17 protein-coding genes are annotated in these 18640 nt (G+C 49.5%); 1 reads left to right on the top strand and 16 read right to left on the bottom strand.

Features of this window, described 5'->3' with window-relative positions:
- Nucleotides 1-16: 16 nt before the first annotated feature.
- The 7 genes from L4C36_RS04700 to vcdP all read right to left on the bottom strand — a co-directional run bounded on the left by L4C36_RS04700 (nucleotide 17) and on the right by vcdP (nucleotide 7045).
- Nucleotides 17-1273: a glutamate-5-semialdehyde dehydrogenase gene (locus L4C36_RS04700; protein ID WP_428476634.1), complete on the bottom strand. Its 1257-nt coding sequence runs from the start codon at nucleotides 1271-1273 to the stop codon at nucleotides 17-19.
- A 33-nt stretch (nucleotides 1274-1306) separates the two neighbouring features.
- Nucleotides 1307-2491, bottom strand: a complete 1185-nt coding sequence (proB, locus tag L4C36_RS04695; RefSeq protein WP_428476633.1) for a glutamate 5-kinase — start codon at nucleotides 2489-2491, stop codon at nucleotides 1307-1309.
- Between the two features lie 114 nt (nucleotides 2492-2605).
- The gene (gene crl / locus L4C36_RS04690; RefSeq protein WP_428476632.1) at nucleotides 2606-3010 is read right to left on the bottom strand and encodes a sigma factor-binding protein Crl; all 405 of its coding nucleotides are present in this window, start codon (nucleotides 3008-3010) and stop codon (nucleotides 2606-2608) included.
- Nucleotides 3011-3167: 157 nt separating this feature from the next.
- Nucleotides 3168-4427 carry an esterase FrsA gene (gene frsA, locus L4C36_RS04685; protein ID WP_428476631.1) on the bottom strand — a complete coding sequence of 420 codons (1260 nt, stop codon included), beginning with the start codon at nucleotides 4425-4427 and terminating at the stop codon, nucleotides 3168-3170.
- A 162-nt stretch (nucleotides 4428-4589) separates the two neighbouring features.
- Nucleotides 4590-5048: a xanthine phosphoribosyltransferase gene (gpt, locus tag L4C36_RS04680; protein WP_428476630.1), complete on the bottom strand. Its 459-nt coding sequence runs from the start codon at nucleotides 5046-5048 to the stop codon at nucleotides 4590-4592.
- Nucleotides 5049-5102: 54 nt separating this feature from the next.
- A complete protein-coding gene (locus tag L4C36_RS04675) occupies nucleotides 5103-6392 on the bottom strand; it encodes an NCS2 family permease (RefSeq protein ID WP_428476629.1) in 1290 nt (429 codons plus the stop codon).
- Between the two features lie 563 nt (nucleotides 6393-6955).
- Nucleotides 6956-7045, bottom strand: coding sequence for a small protein VcdP (vcdP, locus tag L4C36_RS23890; RefSeq protein WP_489685889.1), 90 nt, complete (start codon nucleotides 7043-7045; stop codon nucleotides 6956-6958).
- A gap of 679 nt (nucleotides 7046-7724) precedes the next feature.
- Between vcdP and L4C36_RS04670 the strand changes: the two genes are divergently transcribed.
- Nucleotides 7725-9185 (top strand): aminoacyl-histidine dipeptidase, encoded by a 1461-nt coding sequence (locus L4C36_RS04670; protein ID WP_428476628.1) that lies wholly within the window; start codon nucleotides 7725-7727, stop codon nucleotides 9183-9185.
- Between the two features lie 289 nt (nucleotides 9186-9474).
- On the opposite strand, the gene dinB is transcribed toward L4C36_RS04670, so the two are convergent.
- The 9 genes from dinB to L4C36_RS04625 form a co-directional block, all read right to left on the bottom strand.
- The gene (gene dinB, locus L4C36_RS04665; RefSeq protein ID WP_428476627.1) at nucleotides 9475-10560 is read right to left on the bottom strand and encodes a DNA polymerase IV; all 1086 of its coding nucleotides are present in this window, start codon (nucleotides 10558-10560) and stop codon (nucleotides 9475-9477) included.
- Nucleotides 10561-10677: 117 nt separating this feature from the next.
- A complete protein-coding gene (gene nqrM, locus L4C36_RS04660) occupies nucleotides 10678-10899 on the bottom strand; it encodes a (Na+)-NQR maturation NqrM (RefSeq protein WP_428476626.1) in 222 nt (73 codons plus the stop codon).
- A gap of 10 nt (nucleotides 10900-10909) precedes the next feature.
- Nucleotides 10910-11905: an FAD:protein FMN transferase gene (locus L4C36_RS04655; protein WP_428476702.1), complete on the bottom strand. Its 996-nt coding sequence runs from the start codon at nucleotides 11903-11905 to the stop codon at nucleotides 10910-10912.
- 168 nt (nucleotides 11906-12073) lie between these two features.
- Entirely contained in the window at nucleotides 12074-13297 is a 1224-nt protein-coding gene (gene nqrF, locus L4C36_RS04650; protein ID WP_428476625.1) for an NADH:ubiquinone reductase (Na(+)-transporting) subunit F, read from the bottom strand.
- A gap of 21 nt (nucleotides 13298-13318) precedes the next feature.
- On the bottom strand, nucleotides 13319-13915 hold the full coding sequence (gene nqrE, locus L4C36_RS04645) for an NADH:ubiquinone reductase (Na(+)-transporting) subunit E (RefSeq protein ID WP_428476624.1): 597 nt from the start codon (nucleotides 13913-13915) through the stop codon (nucleotides 13319-13321).
- A 7-nt stretch (nucleotides 13916-13922) separates the two neighbouring features.
- Nucleotides 13923-14555, bottom strand: coding sequence for an NADH:ubiquinone reductase (Na(+)-transporting) subunit D (locus L4C36_RS04640; protein WP_428476623.1), 633 nt, complete (start codon nucleotides 14553-14555; stop codon nucleotides 13923-13925).
- Nucleotides 14548-15342, bottom strand: a complete 795-nt coding sequence (locus L4C36_RS04635) for a Na(+)-translocating NADH-quinone reductase subunit C (protein WP_428476622.1) — start codon at nucleotides 15340-15342, stop codon at nucleotides 14548-14550. Before L4C36_RS04635 ends, L4C36_RS04640 begins: the two co-directional genes overlap by 8 nt.
- Nucleotides 15332-16576, bottom strand: a complete 1245-nt coding sequence (locus tag L4C36_RS04630; protein ID WP_428476621.1) for an NADH:ubiquinone reductase (Na(+)-transporting) subunit B — start codon at nucleotides 16574-16576, stop codon at nucleotides 15332-15334. The genes L4C36_RS04635 and L4C36_RS04630 overlap by 11 nt, the downstream gene beginning before the upstream one ends.
- Before the next feature lie 3 nt (nucleotides 16577-16579).
- Nucleotides 16580-17920: a Na(+)-translocating NADH-quinone reductase subunit A gene (locus tag L4C36_RS04625; RefSeq protein WP_428476620.1), complete on the bottom strand. Its 1341-nt coding sequence runs from the start codon at nucleotides 17918-17920 to the stop codon at nucleotides 16580-16582.
- Between the last annotated feature and the right edge of the window lie 720 nt (nucleotides 17921-18640).

The following is an 18640-nucleotide window of genomic DNA, read 5'->3' as shown; positions in this document are numbered from 1 at the left end:
GACACAGTGAAAGAGATTAAGCGCGAGAAAGGTAGTCCGCGATGCCAACCCACTTGTAGCTCGTCAGCTCTTCCAGCCCCATCGGGCCACGGGCATGCAGTTTCTGCGTCGATACCGCCACTTCTGCCCCTAAGCCAAACTGCGCACCATCGGTGAAGCGTGTTGACGCATTCACGTACACGGCAGCAGAGCCGGCGGCATTGACGAAGCGCTCTGCAGCAATCAGGTCATTGGTCATGATCGCATCTGAGTGGCTGGCGTTATGCTTGCGCATATGCGCGACCGCTTCTTCTACGTCTTTCACCACTTTCACGCCAAGCGTGTAGCTGAGCCACTCGGTATCAAAGTCACCGTCAACGGCGCTACGCAACGAAGCGGCTTTGCCTTCAAGCAGTGCATAGCTGGCGTCATCGGTCACGAACGTCACTTTGCTGTGGTTCAGGCGTTCTGCCAAACGCGGTAGGAAGGCTTCGGCCACGCTTTCGTTAACCAGTAGCGTATCCAATGCGTTACAGGCTGATGGACGTTGAGCTTTCGCATTTTCAACCACGTCCAGTGAGCGAGACAGGTCGGCACTGGCATCCACGTACACGTGACTGATACCGAAGCCGCCAATGATCACGGGAATGGTGCTGTTTTCTTTACACATTTTGTGCAGACCTGCACCACCGCGAGGGATGATCATATCGACGTACTGATCCATTTTCAGCAGTTGTGCGACCAATTCACGATCCGGCTGTTCAATGTACTGCACCGATGCAGCAGGTAAACCTGCTTTATCAAGCGCGGCTTGGATCACTTTGACCAACGCCATGTTGGAATGGAATGTTTCACGACCACCACGCAAGATGCTGGCGTTACCGGTTTTCAGACACAATGCGGCGATGTCGATGGTCACGTTTGGACGTGCTTCATAAATCACGCCCACCACGCCCAATGGCACACGGCGACGGCTTAAACGCATGCCGTTTTCCAGCACTTTGCTGTCTAGCTCGGCGCCGACAGGATCGTTTAGGCTGATCACATTGCGAACATCGCCGGCGATATCCGCCAGACGGTCTGCATTCAGCAGCAAACGGTCAATCAAGGCATCACTCATGCCAGATGCTTTCGCAGCTTCAATATCCAGCGCGTTCGCTGCCAAGATAGTGTCTTGGTTCGCTTCCAGTTCATCGGCGATGATCGCCAATGCACGGTTTTTCTGCTGGGTCGCCGTGGTCGCTAGCGTAAACGCCGCTTGCTGTGCCGCTTGGCCCATCACTTCAAGATTCATGTCTACTTTCCTTTTCGCGGAATTCGGTTCGCGTTAAATAACGACCAAGTCGTCACGGTGGATCGCCACCGGACCGTACTCATAGCCCAATACCTGATGAATATCTTGGCTGTGCTTGCCCGCAATTTTCGCCAAGTCTTTACTTGAGTAACGACTGATCCCACGAGCAAGTAACTCACCGTTGGCGTTAAAAATGCGCGCCACTTCACCGCGTTCAAAGTTCCCTTTGACCAAGGTGATGCCTTTGGACAACAGGCTACTGCCACGAAGCTGTACAGCAGCAGCGGCACCATCATCAATGATGATGTCACCGGCTGGCGGAGGCCCAGCCAAAATCCAGCGTTTACGGCTTTCTAGTGGGGATTCAAGCGGAAGGAAACGGGTACCGACAGACTCGCCTTTGGCTAAATCGGCGACCACATCCGGACGGCTGCCCGCTGCGATGATCACTTCAATACCGGCACGGCGTGCCACATCAGCCGCTTGCAACTTGGTGGCCATGCCACCGGTGCCCAAGCCACCGACACTGCCACCGGCAATTTTGCGCAGGGTTTCATCAATGGTGTGCACTTCACGGATCAGTTCGGCATCCGGATTGTTGCGGGGATCGGCGGTGAACAGACCCGGTTGATCGGTCAGCAATAACAATTTATCCGCACCCGCCAAAATACCCACCAAGGCTGACAGGTTGTCATTGTCACCGACTTTGATTTCGGTCGTCGCGACCGCATCGTTTTCGTTCACGACAGGAATAATGCCGTTATCCAGCAATGCCACAATCATGTCGCGCGCGTTCAGGTAACGCTCACGATCATCCAAATCGGCACGAGTTAACAGCATCTGGCCAATGTGCAGACCATAGATCTCAAACAGGCTTTCCCATTCTTGGATCAAACGGCTTTGACCTACCGCCGCCAACAATTGCTTGCTGGCCATGGTTTTGGGTAGCTCGGGGTAGCCAAGGTGTTCACGACCGGCAGCAATCGCACCGGAGGTCACAATAATCACTTTGTGGCCATCGCGACGTAGCGAAGCACACTGGCGAACCAATTCAACCATGTGTGCGCGATCGAGTTTCAGGGTACCGCCCGTTAATACACTGGTGCCCAGTTTAACAACGATAGTGTGTGAAGTCTGTTCGACAGCTTGGTGGTGTTGCACCGCGTGTGCCACCGCCAAATCCGTCTTCTGTCCATTGAAGGAATTTGTCTCTGCCATTGGGATCAATCAAAAATGATGAATAGACAGATGTTGTATCAATACCCTTCTTAAATCACAAGAAAAATGCACCAACTCGGCGCATTTTTCTTCAGTGAAATCGCAAAATGGGCATTACACCGTGCTGCCCAGCTCGGGCTCTTTCAGCGATTTAGCCGCATTGAGTGTCAGTTTGAGTTCATCCTGAAGCAAACTCACTAATTTAGGATAAAAGGCGTCTAATGTTTGGACGACAGCTTGCTCATGCTTTGCTGGTAGCGCACCTTTTACCCACTCACCGTCACCGTTATAACGGCCGAAAAAGTACTGATACTCAAAGCCCGTGTCGGTCGGTGTCATGGTTAACCACCAGCCCCAAAACTCACGCTCTTCTGGGGCTTTTTGAGCACTAATACAACTGGCGAGGCAGTCAAAGAAGAAATGGCCATCCGATGATTTCGGTTGGCGTAGGTACGGCCCCAATGCCGTCAGTTTGGTCATCAGGCGTCCGTGCGGCGGAAAAATGCTGTCTGTACTCATAAAAACTGTCTCCATCCCTAGTCCATATCATCATGGTGGTATCCCCACCCTGATCGCTTTTCAGTACAGAGGAATACCATCCTCTTTATATATACCATTTAAGCCATAAAACGACGGCATAGCAACACTTTATTTACAAATCAGACAAGCATAACGGTCAGGCTAACTTCTCTTTCAGCCAGTCTACCACCGCGACCATGGTACGGTGATAGCCATCATGCAAGGGCGTTTCCGGCAATTGCAGCGCCTTACCACCACGGCTCGACATTGCCACCAGTTGATTATCAAATTCACTGCACACCGGATCCCCTTTCAGCCCAATGGCCAACATCGGTATATCCAGCTTACGGCGCCCCAACAACCCTTGCAGCTTCAATGACCACGCTGGCAGGTGTGACGTCAGGCTCTTTTTCGAGACCCCATGTTTACCCATGCGTGACGCAATCATGTCCAGATACATCCGCGGCATCGCATCGAGGCGTTTGGGATCCGCCAGTGAACTGTGCAAGGCACCACCGACACTGATAGCCGTTTTCAACCGTGATGGCTCAAGGAAGGCCAGGCGGATCGCGGCATTCGCCCCAAAACGTAACCCCAACATCGCCACACGGGTATGGTCGACCCAAGGCACCTCTTTCACTTGCTGCAACAGAGCCTGATGCAAACGGCTGGTGTCTTCGGTTAAAGACCAGTGACTGCTGTGGCCGACAGAAGGCATATCCAAGGTGATCATGGCAAACCCTGCCGGCCCGAAATAATCGCGGTACAAGCGCAGTAAATCTGATTGCAGAGTATCTAAGCCGCCGCTAACAATCACGGTAGGTAACAGTTTGTCGGTACGCGGTAAATGAATAAATGCCTGGAAGGTTTTGTTTTCGTATTTCACATCAATGGTGCGCATCTGATGAGGCAAGTACGCCATGGCATCGCGGTAGGTTTGGTTCGCTTGCACTTCAGCTTGCGCAGCTAAACCATCCCCTTTTAGGTGCGGGTACGCTGCAATGCTGTAATACATACTGGCAGACAGCAACTGCTCGGCAGCTTGCTCGGGGGCATTATTGTCTAACAAGGCACGCGCGGCTTTTTGGTATTGCCCGCCAACTTGGCTCCACTCATACACCCAGTTACCCGGCTTGTAGCCAATCACGGTATCCAATAATTCGTCACGCGTGCGAGGGGCATCGGCGTTTGCCATACGGGCGAAAATGGCTTCCATTTCAATGGGATCAATACCCTGCCAAATCCACTGTGGGCGGCGAAGTACGCGGTACCAGCCCGCTTCGCTGTCGCCATCCAGCGCATTGTGCACAGGGGTATCCACCACATGGGCGAGCTTGACCAAACTGGAGGTTTCTTTAGTGGTTTGCCGAGGGGCAAAAAGTTGTTCAGAAAGGTTCTTTGGGGACGAGTCAGACACGGTAGGCTCCAAGTGATGTTTTCATGCCACAGCAACGCAGGCATCCTCTCTTCAGAGTATATCACTTCCCCTTCTCCGTGAGAGTAACACGTTATCACGATTGAAAAAAAAGGAGCCATCAGGCTCCTTTTTCTTTATCTGTTTTTGGATCTCTCTTGAGGCTTATCGCTTTGCGATAGGCTCTACGAAAGTCACGGCCATATCCCATGGCTGTTCGATCCACGTATCTTGCGCGATATCGACAACATAGTCATCAACCAAGTGCTTACCGGCTGGTTTCGCACAAACGGTCACGAACTTGGCTTTTGGGTACATTTGACGGATCAGTTCTGCCGTACCGCCCGTATCAACCAAGTCATCGATCACGATGAAACCTTCACCGTCACCTTCCGCTTGCTTCAGAACTGTCATCTCACGTTGATGATCGTGGTCGTAGCTTGAGATACATACTGTATCAACGTGACGAATACCAAGTTCACGAGCCAGGATCGCAGCAGGAACCAAACCACCGCGACTCACCGCAATGATACCTTTCCATTGATCGGCAGGCAGCAATTTTTCTGCCAACTGGCGGGTATACATTTGCATGTTATCCCAAGTGATGATGAACTTATTACTCATATTCGATGAACCTCTGAGTCAGCGGAACAACCGCTGCGTGGATGTATAAAACTGTTATAAGAAGATAATTTTAGCAAGAAATAGGGAAGCAATAACCCATACGCTCACATTAATATCTCGTCCTTTGCCGCTCATAACTTTCACAGCTGCATAGGTGATAAAACCAAGACCAATACCTTCTGCAATAGAATATGTCAAAGGCATCAGTAAACACACGACAACAACCGGTGCCGCTTCTGTTAAGTCACGCCAGTCAACGCTCACCAATCCTGACATCATCAGAATAGCAACGTAGAACAATGCGCCTGCCGTTGCGTAAGCTGGCACCATACCCGCTAATGGGGCAAAGAACAGAGCCAGCAAGAATAGCACACCGACTGTAACCGCTGTTAGCCCTGTTCGGCCACCAACTGCGACACCCGACACACTTTCAACGAAAGACGTGGTGTTTGATGTACCCAATACCGCACCCACTGAGGTTGCCGTACTGTCAGCCAACAGCGCGCGATTCAAACGCGGTAGTTTGCCGTCTTTATCCAGCAAGTTACCTTTTGTTGCCACGCCGACCAAGGTGCCTGCCGTGTCAAACAAATCAACAAACAAGAAAGCAAAAACAATCGAGATCATGCCTACTTCAAACGCACCGGACAGATCCATTTGCATGAAGGTAGGGGCAATGCTTGGCGGCATCGACATAATGCCGGCGTACTCAATTTCACCAAACAGGATGCCCAGTACGGTCACCACAAGAATGGAAATCAACACCGCCGCTTTATAGCCACGGTGTACCAGCGCAATGGTCAAGAAGAAGCCTAAGCCCGCCATCACAGAAGAGAAACTGGTCAAATCGCCCACGTGAACCAAGGTCGCAGGATTAGCAACAACAATGCCGGAGCTCTGAAGTGCAATAAACGCCAAGAACAGACCAATACCCGCTGAGATACCAATACGCAATGAATGAGGAATGGCATTGATAATCCACTCACGGACACGTAGCACGCTCAATGCAATGAAGCACAAACCCGAAAGGAAGACCGCACCCAAGGCAACTTGCCAGGTGTGTCCCATCCCCATCACCACGCTGTACGTGAAGAAGGCGTTCAAGCCCATACCCGGTGCCTGTGCAACCGGATAGTTAGCATAGAAGCCCATGATAAAACAGCCGACCATCGCCGCCACACACGTCGCGACAAAGACAGCGCCTGCATCCATCCCTGTGCTCGACAACATTGTCGGGTTCACAAAGATGATATAGGCCATGGTCAAAAAGGTCGTTAGACCCGCTAACAGCTCGGTGCGGACATCCGTACCGTTTTCTTTGAGTTTGAACAGTTTCTCAAGCATTGCTCTCGATTCCTTGGAGATATTAAGCAATTGTTGTGACACAAGGCACCGTCGGCAGCAAAGACGCCAACCGTCACCTCACTAAACTGAAATAGAAAACGTTTGCGCGCTCTCTTTTTAGGCGGGGATTATATGCTGGAAAATTGTCAATTTCCAGAAAATAACGCAACTATCAGTAGCGAAGGGCGACAAGCGGATAAAAAAACGGCGGGGCGTCGAGCAGCATTAAATCAAATCATTTAAAATCAATAGCTTAATAAAATATCCGTCAGGGTGTTTTTTGCACACATTGCATTTATCTGCATTGCGCAATCGATAATATCACCCTGTTAAGCCCTGTATTTGCCACATTAAACGCGGTGTAATCGACTACACTGCAAATGATGAGATTGATTACATTGATTTTTTGGAGAGATAAAAAAAACGCCACTCCAATTGGAAGTGGCGTTAAGAATGTGACTATAACCGAAATGCGGTTATCAGAAATTCTCAAATAAGGGGGTGAACAATACTGCTCTGCTCTCTCGCTAATAGGTCAGGCCTTGTCAGCAAAAGATAAAAAATTAGTAGCCGAACGAACTTGGGTAATGGAAGTTGCCGGTGTAAACAGCACGGTTATTCCAAAAAGTAGCAACAGATTCAAATAGTTTCATTTTGTATCACCATAAATATTAAGTAATTAAAACACATAAACAAGAGTGCTCAGCCGTCTGGCCTGACTTAATCTCGGTTCCTTGGAGGCGATATTTCGGGCTCATCCCAGAGCGTTTGCTATGTCGTTCGTCTTCTTCTTTGAAGATGGTGAAACTATAATCTTAACGTAATAAACTTTCAAGCATTTTCTTTAAGCTCGTCACACTTTTCTTACTTACAGAACCAATATACGCATTTTCTGTAATTTTATTACATAAGCAGGCCCGATAATCTGTATCAAAAACCAACACAAATGAAACAACACACTTATTCCCCACTTATCAATATACATATAACAACTATATTTCCCGACAGCGATGCAATAAAGGAATGAAGTAGATGTTATCGTTATATTCACCATCCATTAACGACGGCCAGATTGATCAAGAAATCTGTAAGACTTTCCGCTTGCCCTTTTGACCTTTCCGCGGCATTCATCGACGACACCCTTGACGATGCGGTCATATTCTCTTCACCACCTTGAGCCCACTGTACACCACGATATTTCACTACCCCCTATGTAGACACAGTGGTATCCTGAGGTTAATGGCGATAGCGAAATATGCGTTAATTTTAAAGATTGCGTTAATATTCAGCTAACAGAACGCTCGATACCAAAAGTTTATAAAGGAGACTGCTGTGTCTGAAATCAGTCAACTGTCACCCCAACCGGTGTGGCAATTCTTCGATCAAATTTGTTCTATTCCTCACCCGTCTAAGCATGAAGAGCAACTTGCTCAGCACATCATCCAATTTGCACAAAGCGAAGGTTTGGATGTACGTCGTGATGCTGTCGGTAACGTGTTCATCAAAAAACCGGCAACCCCGGGCATGGAAAACCGTAAAGGCGTGGTTCTGCAAGCACACATTGATATGGTGCCGCAGAAAAATGAAGAGACTGAGCACAACTTTGAAACCGATGCGATCAAACCGTACATTGACGGTGAGTGGGTAACGGCAGAAGGCACGACCCTTGGCGCAGATAACGGCATGGGTATGGCAGCTTGCTTAGCGGTACTGGCAGCGAAAGACATTGAGCACGGCCCACTGGAAGTGCTACTGACCATTGATGAAGAAGCGGGCATGACCGGTGCATTCGGCTTGCAGGCAGGTTGGTTGGAAGGCGATATCCTTCTGAACACGGATTCTGAGCAAGAAGGTGAAGTGTACATGGGTTGTGCCGGTGGTGTGGATGGCGCACTGACGCTAGACATTACCCGTGAAGCCCTGCCGACTGATTACCAAACGGTAAAATTGGTTGTGAAAGGCCTGAAAGGTGGTCACTCAGGCTGTGATATTCACACCGGCCGTGGCAACGCAAACAAACTACTGGGTCGTTTCCTGTTCGGTCATGCCGATGAACTAGGCCTACGCCTGACGGCATTCACCGGCGGTAGCCTGCGTAATGCGATCCCACGTGAAGCGAGCGCGATTGTTAGCCTGCCGGCGACAAACGTGGATCAGCTTAATGCGCTGTTTGCCCACTACCACGATGTGTTAGTGGCTGAACTTGGCCGTGTGGAAACTGACATCAACCTCTTCACAGAAAGCCTTGATGCAGCAGCCGATGTATTGGCACAGGCTGACCAAGTGCGTTTCATTCACATGCTGAACGCGTGTCCAAACGGTGTGATCCGCATGAGCGATGACATCGAAGGCGTGGTAGAAACCTCACTGAACGTGGGTGTGATCACCACTGAAGCGGACAAGATTACCGTCCTGTGCTTGATCCGTTCACTGATCGACTCTGGTCGCAGTAACGTGGAAGGCATGTTGAAAGCGGTGGGTTCACTGGCTGGCGCAAACTGTGCGTTTGGCGGTGCTTACCCAGGCTGGAAACCGGATGCTGACTCTGAAGTGATGCACCTGTTCCGCGAAACGTACGAGAGCATCTACGGTCGCGTACCGAACATCATGGTGATCCACGCGGGTCTTGAGTGTGGTCTGTTCAAAGAACCGTATCCAGAAATGGATATGATTTCTTTCGGTCCAACCATCAAGTTCCCACACTCACCGGATGAGAAAGTACAGATCGAAACCGTTGCCCTATTCTGGGAGCAGATGGTTGCGATTCTGAAGAACATTCCGGTGAAAGCGTAAGAGGCGAGTCCGAAGGGACGAGTCACGAGAAAAAGCGAGTACCGAAAGGGCTCGCTTTTTTGTATTTGATAGGGGCGAGGGACGGGTAACGCTGCGCTTCGAGAAGCGAGTAAGAGCAGGAAAAAGGGTCCTGTGGTCCTGCAGACAGAATGCCGTCTTTCGCCCAATAGGCAAGCACTTCTGCGATTACTGCTCCTCCTCGAATCTCGCCACTCGTCCCAGCTCTATTTCCATAGAACCTTAGGGCCATAGGTCCGCTCTTCTCCCCTGCTTTTCCTCGCCCCTGCTTTCAAAACAACGACAGTTGCTGTGCTTTGGTGCCTAATTCCAGCCCCACGCTGATCCCAATCAGGCGGATCTCCCTGTCTTTCTGTCGCGTCAGGGCTTCTTGCAATAACCCGACAAACTGATCTTTGTCGAGTTTGGGTTGGGTATGTTCGACGGTCGTTTGCTGAAAATCAGCAAATTTCACCTTTACCCCTTGCTTGGCAATATTCAGATCCGGGCGTACGCGTTGAAGGCGCTTTTCCAATTCGGGATACAGGTGTTCGATTACGTCCCAACACTGTTCAAAGGTCGCGATATTGCGGGAGAAAGTGCGCTCCACCCCCACCGATTTTCGTTCCCGCTCCACCACCACGTCGCGATCATCAATCCCATGCGCACGCGCCCACAGCGACTGGCCGAACTTACCAAACTGCTGCAACAACAAGTGCTGATCGTACTGCTGCACATCTTGCCCGACATACAGGCCTTTTTCGTGCAGTTTTTGAATGGTCACTTTGCCTACGCCCGGGATTTTTTCCAGTTTTAGCGACGCCACAAAGTCAGGAATTTCATGAGGAGTAACGACAAACTGGCCATCCGGTTTATTGAGATCGGAGGCAATTTTGGCGATGAATTTAACGGGAGCGATACCCGCTGATGCGGTGAGATCCAACTCTGCCCGAATCACTTTACGAATGTCTTGAGCAATCAAGGTGGCGGATCCATGGTGCAGTTCACACTCGGTGACATCCAGATACGCTTCATCCAACGACAGCGGTTCTATTTTGTCGGTATAGCGCTGGAAGATCTCGCGGATTTGCCCTGAGACCTCTTTATAGACCGCCATGCGGCCTGATACAACGGTGAGATGTGGACACAATTGCAGGGCTTTGGCCGTCGACATGGCCGATCGTACGCCGTACTTGCGGGCAAGGTAATTACACGTACTGATCACGCCCCGCTGTTCAGAACGCCCACCAATCGCAATCGGAATATCACGTAACGCCGGATTGTCCCGCATTTCGACGGCCGCAAAAAAGCAATCCATGTCTACATGAATGATTTTTTTCTGTTTTTCCGAAGACGCCGAAGCGAACAAAGCTGGCATGCCGAACACCACCCAATAACTGGTCGTTTATACAGTGGTTATTATAGGCGATAGTACGGTCCAGAAACAACACAGCCCGGACAATGCCGGGCTGAATGTTAGAGGTTGAGCGTCAGGTTAGAGAATTTGGTTTTTCTTCCACTCTTCCTGACGTGCAGCCCGCGCTTCGCGCTTCAGGCGCGCATCACACGGCTCTGGGCAATCGCACTCTTTGACGATACCGATACCATCAAGGCCGCCGCAACTGCCGCTGACTGTTTTACGCTGGAAGATATAACCCACGGCCATAGCCGCAATCACTAACAAAAATACCGCAAAGGTTGTTAGATAAATCACCATTCGATTATCTCTACTTCTGTTTCATGTAAGGGATAAAGGCATCCGACGGATACTCTTTGAAGCCCTGCTCGGTTTTCACAATCAGCAGCACAGCAAGCTGCTCTTTATTGGCCAGTGCCAGTGCCTTGTCTTCTCCCATCACAGAGAACGCTGTGGCGAAGGCATCTGCCGTCATGCAAGATGGATCCAGCACGGTGACAGAGACCACGCGGTTGGCAATCGGCATACCGGTCTTTGGATTAATCAGGTGCGAATAACGCACACCGTCTTGCTCAAAGTAATTACGGTAATCCCCTGATGTTGCCACAGCCATATTGCCCGGTTCAATCACTTCTTGAATTGCACGGCTGCCGTCTTCAGTGGGTTTTTCAATCGCGATGCGCCATGGCACACCTTCCACATTCTTGCCTTTCAGGCGAATTTCACCGCCCACTTCCACAAGGTAGTCGGCCACGCCAAGCTGCTCAAGGTAGTCGGCCACCACATCCACCCCAAAACCTTTGGCGATGGAAGACAGATCCACGTACAAATCGGGGATGTCTTTGATCAGGCTATTGCCCTCAACACTCAGGTGCTCGATACCCACTTCTTTACGGCGTTCTGCCAGTTCGTCAGGTGTCGGCGTTTTTTCTGGGCGCGCTTCTGGGCCAAAGCTCCACAAGTTCACAATCGGCCCGACAGTCACATCTAATGCCCCGTCAGTCAACTGAGAAATACGCAGGGCTTCTTTTACGACCTTGGCCGTATCTGCCGATACCGGGAAGGGTTCGCTGGTGCGGTGTTGGTTAAATTGGCTGAGCTCGGAATGCTTACGGTACGTCGACATCTGATCATTGACCAATTCTAATCGACGATCAATCTCGGTTTGCATATCTGCAGCAGACGGCAAGCCTTCCTGCTTAATCAACTTAATCGAATAATAGGTGCCCATGGTGGCGCCGTTAAGGTGGATCAGTTCACGCTGATCGCTACACGCTGACAAAGTGACTGCCAGCACGAACATCATTAATGCTCGCGTTAAGAACGTCTTCATCCTACTGCTCTCCAAATGAAAGACCGTTTTATCGATTCGCTTTGCTGGGAAAAGCCCAACAGAGTATGGGTATGACAAAGTGCATGATAAAAAAAGGCCGGCTCTACAGAGAGCCAGCCAGTTTTATTCGATCAAGGCTAATTAGCCCCCGAAGTCATCCAATAGGATGTTTTCGTCTTCAACACCAAGATCTTTCAACATGCCGATTACCGCTGCGTTCATCATCGGTGGACCACACATGTAGTATTCACAATCTTCTGGCGCTTCGTGATCTTTCAAGTAGTTCTCGTAAATCACGTTGTGGATGAAGCCTGTGTAACCATCCCAGTTATCTTCTGGTAGTGGATCAGACAGGGCAACGTGCCACTGGAAGTTCTCGTTATCAGCCGCTAGCGTATCGAAATCTTCTACGTAGAACATTTCACGCTTAGAACGCGCACCGTACCAGTAAGTCATCTTACGCTTAGATTGCAAACGTAGAAGCTGATCAAAGATGTGAGAACGCATTGGCGCCATACCGGCACCACCGCCGATGAACACCATTTCGTTGTCAGTATCTTTCGCGAAGAACTCACCAAATGGACCTGAAATCGTACACTTATCGCCAGATTTCAGTGACCAGATGTACGAAGACATTACGCCTGGTGGTACGTCTGGGTTGTTTGGCGGCGGTGTCGCGATACGCACGTTCAGCTTGATCAGGCCTTTCTCTTCTGGGTATGACGCCATTGAGTAAGCACGGATCGAATGCTCTTTTACGATAGACTCGTAACGGAACAGGTTGAACTTGTCCCAGTCACCACGGTATTCCTCTGGAATATCGAAGTCTGCGTATTTAATGTGGTGCGGTTCCGCTTCAATCTGAATGTAACCACCGGCACGGAACGGTACTTCTTCACCCTCTGGGATCTGAAGCACAAGCTCCTTGATGAAGGTCGCTTCGTTGTCGTTAGAAAGAACGGTACATTCCCACTTCTTAACACCGAAGATTTCTTCAGGTAGCTCGATGTCCATGTCGGACTTCACGTTAACCTGACACGCTAGACGCTCGCCTTCACGCGCTTCACCTTTAGTGATGTGGTCAAGTTCTGTAGGCAGAATATCACCGCCGCCAGCTTTGATTTTCACACGGCACTGGCCACATGAACCACCACCACCACACGCTGATGATACGAAGATGCCGCTTGCTGAAAGAGCATTAAGCAGTTTGCCACCCGCAGCGGTTGTAATCGCTTTTTCTGGGTCGCCATTTACTGAGATAGTGATGTCGCCTGATGGTACCAGCTTAGATTTAGCGAAAAGAATCACTAGAACTAGAGCCAGGATAATCAGGGTGAACATAACTACACCAAGAATAATATCCATTGATTATTCCTTTTATCCTGATTACAGCTGAACGCCGGAGAAGGACATGAAGCCCAACGCCATAAGGCCAACGGTGATGAATGTGATACCCAGGCCACGAAGACCAGGAGGTACATCTGAATATTTCATCTTCTCACGGATACCCGCAAGCGCAATGATGGCCAACGTCCAACCAATACCTGAACCAATACCGTAAACGACAGATTCAGCAAAGTTATAATCACGCTGTACCATGAAAGATACACCACCGAAGATCGCACAGTTAACGGTGATCAACGGTAGGAAGATACCTAGCGCGTTATAAAGTGGTGGGAAGAAGCGGTCCAGAACCATTTCCAGGATCTGTACCAGTGCTGCAATCACACCGATGAACGTAATAAAGTTCAGGAAGCTAAGGTCAACACCCTGCACAATCGCGCCGTCTTTCAACAGCAAGTTGTAAATCAGGTTGTTCGCTGGTACCGCGATAGCCAATACCACGGTGACTGCCACACCCAGACCGAAAGACGTTTTCACTTTTTTCGATACGGCCAGGAATGTACACATCCCTAGGAAGAACGACAGTGCCAAGTTCTCGATAAAAATCGAACGAACTAGAAGGCTTAGATAATGTTCCATGGTCCCCTTACTCCTTCGCTTCTACTTGTTCTGGACGGATGATACGGATAGCCCAGATCATAAAGCCGATCAGGAAGAACGCTGATGGTGCTAGGATCATCATACCGTTTGGCTGGTACCAACCACCGTTAGACACAAGTGGCAATACTTCAACACCGAATAGCGAACCTGAACCCAATAGTTCACGGAAGAACGCAACAGTGATCAGTACGAAACCGTAGCCAAGACCGTTACCGATACCATCAATAAATGATGGCAATGGCGCAGACTTCATGGCGTATGCTTCAGCACGGCCCATTACGATACAGTTTGTGATGATCAAGCCAACGAATACCGATAGCTGCTTAGAGATATCGTATAGGAACGCTTTCAACACCTGGTCAACCACGATTACCAATGAGGCGATGATCGCCATTTGTACGATGATACGTACGCTGTTTGGAATGTGGTTACGGATAAGAGAAACAAACAAGTTCGCAAACGCGGTTACAAACATTACCGCGATAGTCATTACGAAAGCTGTTTCCATTTTGGTGGTTACTGCCAACGCAGAACACACACCAAGGATCTGAAGCGCGATCGGGTTATTGTCGATAAACGGCGCAAACAAGATCTTCTTCATTTCTTTAGTATCAGCCATTGTTTAGTTCTCCTGCACGCACTTTAGCGAGGAACGGACCGAAGCCCATGTTACCCAACCAGAAGTCGAAGCTGTGCTGAACACCATTCGCCGTCAATGTTGCGCCAGATAGGCCGTCAACACCGTAGATGTCACCTTCAGGAGCGCCACCTTTAACAATGCGAATTGCTGGTTTGTTGTTGTCATCAAACAGTTTCTTACCAACAAACTGAGCACGCCATGTTGGGTTCTCAATCTCACCACCCAATCCAGGGGTTTCACCCTGCTGGTAGTAAGTAATACCCGCTAGGGTGTTACCGTCAGTTTCTACCGCGATGAATGCGTACATCATTGACCACAGACCGCCACCGTGAATCGGTAGGATCAGCTTCTCAATTTTGTTATCCGCGTTTTTCACTAGGTACACAGTTGCGATGTCAGCACGACGAATGATCTTCGCTTTGTCTTCTGCGCCTGTTAGGCGGATAGACTGCGCAGGATCTTTCGCTGCGTTACGCTGGCTGTACTGAGCAGGTGTGGCACCTGTTTCAGATTCAGCAACAAACTCACCGGTTTTCAAATCAACCAGTTTTGGCTCAATGAACTGCTGGTACGTTTCTGTTACGTTAGTGCCGTCTTGAAGAAGGCCCGCAACGGAAAGGATATTACGCTGAACGTCAAGTACTGCATTCTTCTGCTGTAGTGGACGAAGCGCAACCGCGGCTGCTGATACCACAATCGAGCACACTAGGCTCAGTGCGATAACAACAATCAGCGTCTTTTTAATGCTATCGTTATTACTTGCCATGACGAGCTAGTCTCCGCTTGATATTGCCCTGGACTACAAGGTTGTCAAAGAGAGGTGCGAATAGGTTAGCAAATAGGATTGCTAGCATCATACCTTCTGGGTACGCAGGGTTAACCACACGAACCATCACAGCCATTGCACCGATGAGTGCGCCATACCACCACTTACCTTTATTGGTAAATGACGCAGACACTGGGTCGGTTGCCATGAACATCATACCGAATGCAAAGCCACCTAGAACTAGGTGCCAGTGCCAAGGCATGCTGAACATTGGGTTGGTATCAGAACCAATGATGTTGAACAGCGTCGCCGTTGCAACCATACCAATCATGGTACCCGCAATGATGCGCCATGACGCAATGCGCATGAACACGATCATCGCACCACCAAGGATGATGGCTAGCGTTGATACTTCACCGATAGAGCCAGGGATACGACCAATGAATGCGTCCATCCAGCTTACTGCGTCGCCTGTTACTGTGTTGATCACAGCAGACTGACCACCGTGTGCCCACTGGCTTAGTGCTGTTGCACCAGAGAAGCCATCTGCCGCTGTCCATACAAGATCACCAGAGATCTGTGCTGGGTAAGCGAAGAATAGGAACGCACGACCTGCAAGCGCAGGGTTCAGGAAGTTACGGCCTGTACCACCGAAAATTTCTTTTGCGACAACTACACCGAAGGTAATACCTAGAGCAGCCTGCCAAAGTGGTAGTGTTGGCGGTACGATCAATGCGAACAAGATAGAAGTAACGAAGAAACCTTCGTTAACTTCGTGCTTACGCACCATACAGAACAAGACTTCCCAGAAACCACCTACCGCGAATACAACCGCATAGATAGGCAAGAAGTAGGTTGCACCGAGTAGCATTTTGCTACCCCAGCCAGCGTCTGCTGACATCGTGCCACCCAGCATCTGGGTCAACCAGTAGTGCCAGTCGCCAGCAATGATAGTGGCAAGCTGTTCACCCGCGTAAAGATGGTTTAGCGCAACAATGGCCTGATGACCGGTGTTGTACATACCCCAGAACATGGCTGGGAATACCGCAAACCATACCATGATCATGATACGTTTCAGGTCAATACTGTCACGCACATGAGAGCCAACACGTGTTACTTGACCCGGGGTATACATAAGCGTTGCGAACGCTTCATACAGCGCAAACCACTTCTCGTGTTTACCACCAGGCTCAAAATGGTGCTCAACTTGCTCGAGTAAATTCTTGAGACCCATGAATTACCCTTCCTTCTCAATTGTGTCCAGGCACTGACGTAGCATTGGACCAAATTCATACTTACCAGGACATACGAACGTACATAGCGCCAGATCTTCTTCATCTAGCTCTAGTGCACCCAACTGGGCTGCGCTGTCGTTATCACCTGCACACAGGTCACGAAGCAACAGTGTCGGCTCGATATCAAGCGGCATAATGCGCTCGTAGTTGCCGATTGGCACCATCGCACGCTCAGAACCGTTGGTGGTCGTTGTCATGTTGAACAATTGACCTGGGAAGAACTGGCTCAGGAATGAACGGGTGACAGAGAACTTGTTCTTACCTGGAGCAATCCAGCCAAGGAACTCTTTCTCACGACCTTCACGTAGGGCTGATACCTGTAGGTGGTAACGGCCTAGGTATGCGTGAGGACCCACTGCATGTACACCATTTAGCACAGAGCCAGATAGCACACGCAATTCACCCGGCATAAACTCAGCATCAGTTAGCTGCTCAAGAGAAGCACCGATTTGAGTACGCACAAGACGAGGCTTGTTCACTGCAGGACCTGCCAGCGACACAACGCGGTCAGTGAATAGCTCACCGGTCAGGAATAGCTGACCGAAAGCAATCACATCTTGGTAGTTGATATGCCATGCCACGTTTTGCAGGCTCGCGCCAAACAAGGTGTGGATATGCGTACCAACCAGACCCGCAGGGTGTGGACCATTGAAGACATGCTCTTCAATGTTGGCTTCTTTTGAGCGAGGAAGGCTAGCACCAGATTTACATACCATCACTTTGCCGCTGGTTAAGCGAGAAAGCACAGTCAGGCCAGCAACAAACGCATCGCTTTGTTCGTTGATAACCACTTCTGGGTTAGCTGCAAGAGGATTAGTGTCGACAGCAGTAACAAAAATCGCCTGGGTTTCAGCATCAATAGCAGGTACTTTGCTGAATGGACGCGTACGAAGCGCAGTCCACATGCCCGACTCAACCAGCTGCTCAACAATCGCAGCACGCTCTAGAGAGGCTAGCTGGTTTGCTTCGTAGCGGTTAAATGTCACTTGCTCATCGCCTTCTACGTCAATCACGACTGACTGTAGAACACGCTTCGCACCACGGTTAACTTCTGCAACCTTGCCACTGGCTGGAGCAGTGAATTTCACGCCTGGATTCTTTTTATCTTCAAAAAGAACCTGACCTTTTTTCACTACATCCCCTACGCGGATATGCATTGTAGGACGCATACCAACATATTCTTCGCCAAGCAAGGCGACACGGGTGATGGACTTACCATCATTTATCGCCTGGGTAGGAGTCCCTGCAATTGGGATATCCAGACCCTTTTTTATTGTAATCATACGCACTTGCACTACATTAACGGGAAAAAAAATTTTCTATTGCGCAATTAGACACGACTTTCCTTCGTCCGAAGCCGGTTTTCATCCGCTACCAGCACCGCAACATCCTATTCACTTGTTCGTCACACTTTTTGCGTGGAACAATTTTGAGGCCGGAATTTTAGCATTATTTGGCGGGAATTTACCATGCCAAACCATGCGAATCAGATCGAAAATCGAGTAACTCTTTAAACACAATAGGCTTATATCGCTATTATTTTGAACTAACGCACAAAAGTGAAAAACCCTTACTTTTAGCAAGTCATTTTCACCTATGCTTATAAATTAATAATTTCACAACAAAACACAAACACTTACAACAAGACTGCAATTTCGCCGATCTTTATTTGTTTAAATTTTGTCGCAATGTTAAACGTTTTTTACATTCTTCGCTGCTTTCATGTCTCGAACTGCACACTGACCGCTCAAAAACTGACTCCAATAACATGAAAATGTGCTGAATATCAGCACTTCGCTCACTCTTTCGCTCAAGAATCCACCGTGATACTTCTTCCAACGGTTGTAACACCCCGGCATAAAGGCCTTCTTCACGTTTCTCAGTTCGTGATGCAACCCTTTCGTGCATCACGGTCGCTGAGCCTCATCAAAAACAGACGCAGGGATAATCATAGTACGTTGCAGCCTGATGGCGGTTCTTTCCAAGGACCACTCACTCGCCAG

The organism is Photobacterium japonica (genome assembly GCF_050337005.1).
GTDB classification, from domain to species: Bacteria; Pseudomonadota; Gammaproteobacteria; order Enterobacterales; family Vibrionaceae; genus Photobacterium; species Photobacterium japonica.
Note: the sequence above shows the minus strand (reverse complement) of the source record. Positions and strands in the feature narration are given on the sequence as shown.

Excerpts from the sequence above, each read along its gene's own strand:
- L4C36_RS04700 (WP_428476634.1), bottom strand. The coding sequence starts at position 1,273 with ATGAATCTTGAAGTGATGGGCCAAGCGGCACAGCAAGCGGCGTTTACG.
- proB (WP_428476633.1), bottom strand. The coding sequence starts at position 2,491 with ATGGCAGAGACAAATTCCTTCAATGGACAGAAGACGGATTTGGCGGTG.
- crl (WP_428476632.1), bottom strand. The coding sequence starts at position 3,010 with ATGAGTACAGACAGCATTTTTCCGCCGCACGGACGCCTGATGACCAAA.
- gpt (WP_428476630.1), bottom strand. The coding sequence starts at position 5,048 with ATGAGTAATAAGTTCATCATCACTTGGGATAACATGCAAATGTATACC.
- L4C36_RS04675 (WP_428476629.1), bottom strand. The coding sequence starts at position 6,392 with ATGCTTGAGAAACTGTTCAAACTCAAAGAAAACGGTACGGATGTCCGC.
- vcdP (WP_489685889.1), bottom strand. The coding sequence starts at position 7,045 with ATGAAACTATTTGAATCTGTTGCTACTTTTTGGAATAACCGTGCTGTT.
- dinB (WP_428476627.1), bottom strand. The coding sequence starts at position 10,560 with ATGCCAGCTTTGTTCGCTTCGGCGTCTTCGGAAAAACAGAAAAAAATC.
- nqrM (WP_428476626.1), bottom strand. The coding sequence starts at position 10,899 with ATGGTGATTTATCTAACAACCTTTGCGGTATTTTTGTTAGTGATTGCG.
- L4C36_RS04655 (WP_428476702.1), bottom strand. The coding sequence starts at position 11,905 with ATGATGTTCGTGCTGGCAGTCACTTTGTCAGCGTGTAGCGATCAGCGT.
- nqrF (WP_428476625.1), bottom strand. The coding sequence starts at position 13,297 with ATGGATATTATTCTTGGTGTAGTTATGTTCACCCTGATTATCCTGGCT.
- nqrE (WP_428476624.1), bottom strand. The coding sequence starts at position 13,915 with ATGGAACATTATCTAAGCCTTCTAGTTCGTTCGATTTTTATCGAGAAC.
- L4C36_RS04640 (WP_428476623.1), bottom strand. The coding sequence starts at position 14,555 with ATGGCTGATACTAAAGAAATGAAGAAGATCTTGTTTGCGCCGTTTATC.
- L4C36_RS04635 (WP_428476622.1), bottom strand. The coding sequence starts at position 15,342 with ATGGCAAGTAATAACGATAGCATTAAAAAGACGCTGATTGTTGTTATC.
- L4C36_RS04630 (WP_428476621.1), bottom strand. The coding sequence starts at position 16,576 with ATGGGTCTCAAGAATTTACTCGAGCAAGTTGAGCACCATTTTGAGCCT.
- L4C36_RS04625 (WP_428476620.1), bottom strand. The coding sequence starts at position 17,920 with ATGATTACAATAAAAAAGGGTCTGGATATCCCAATTGCAGGGACTCCT.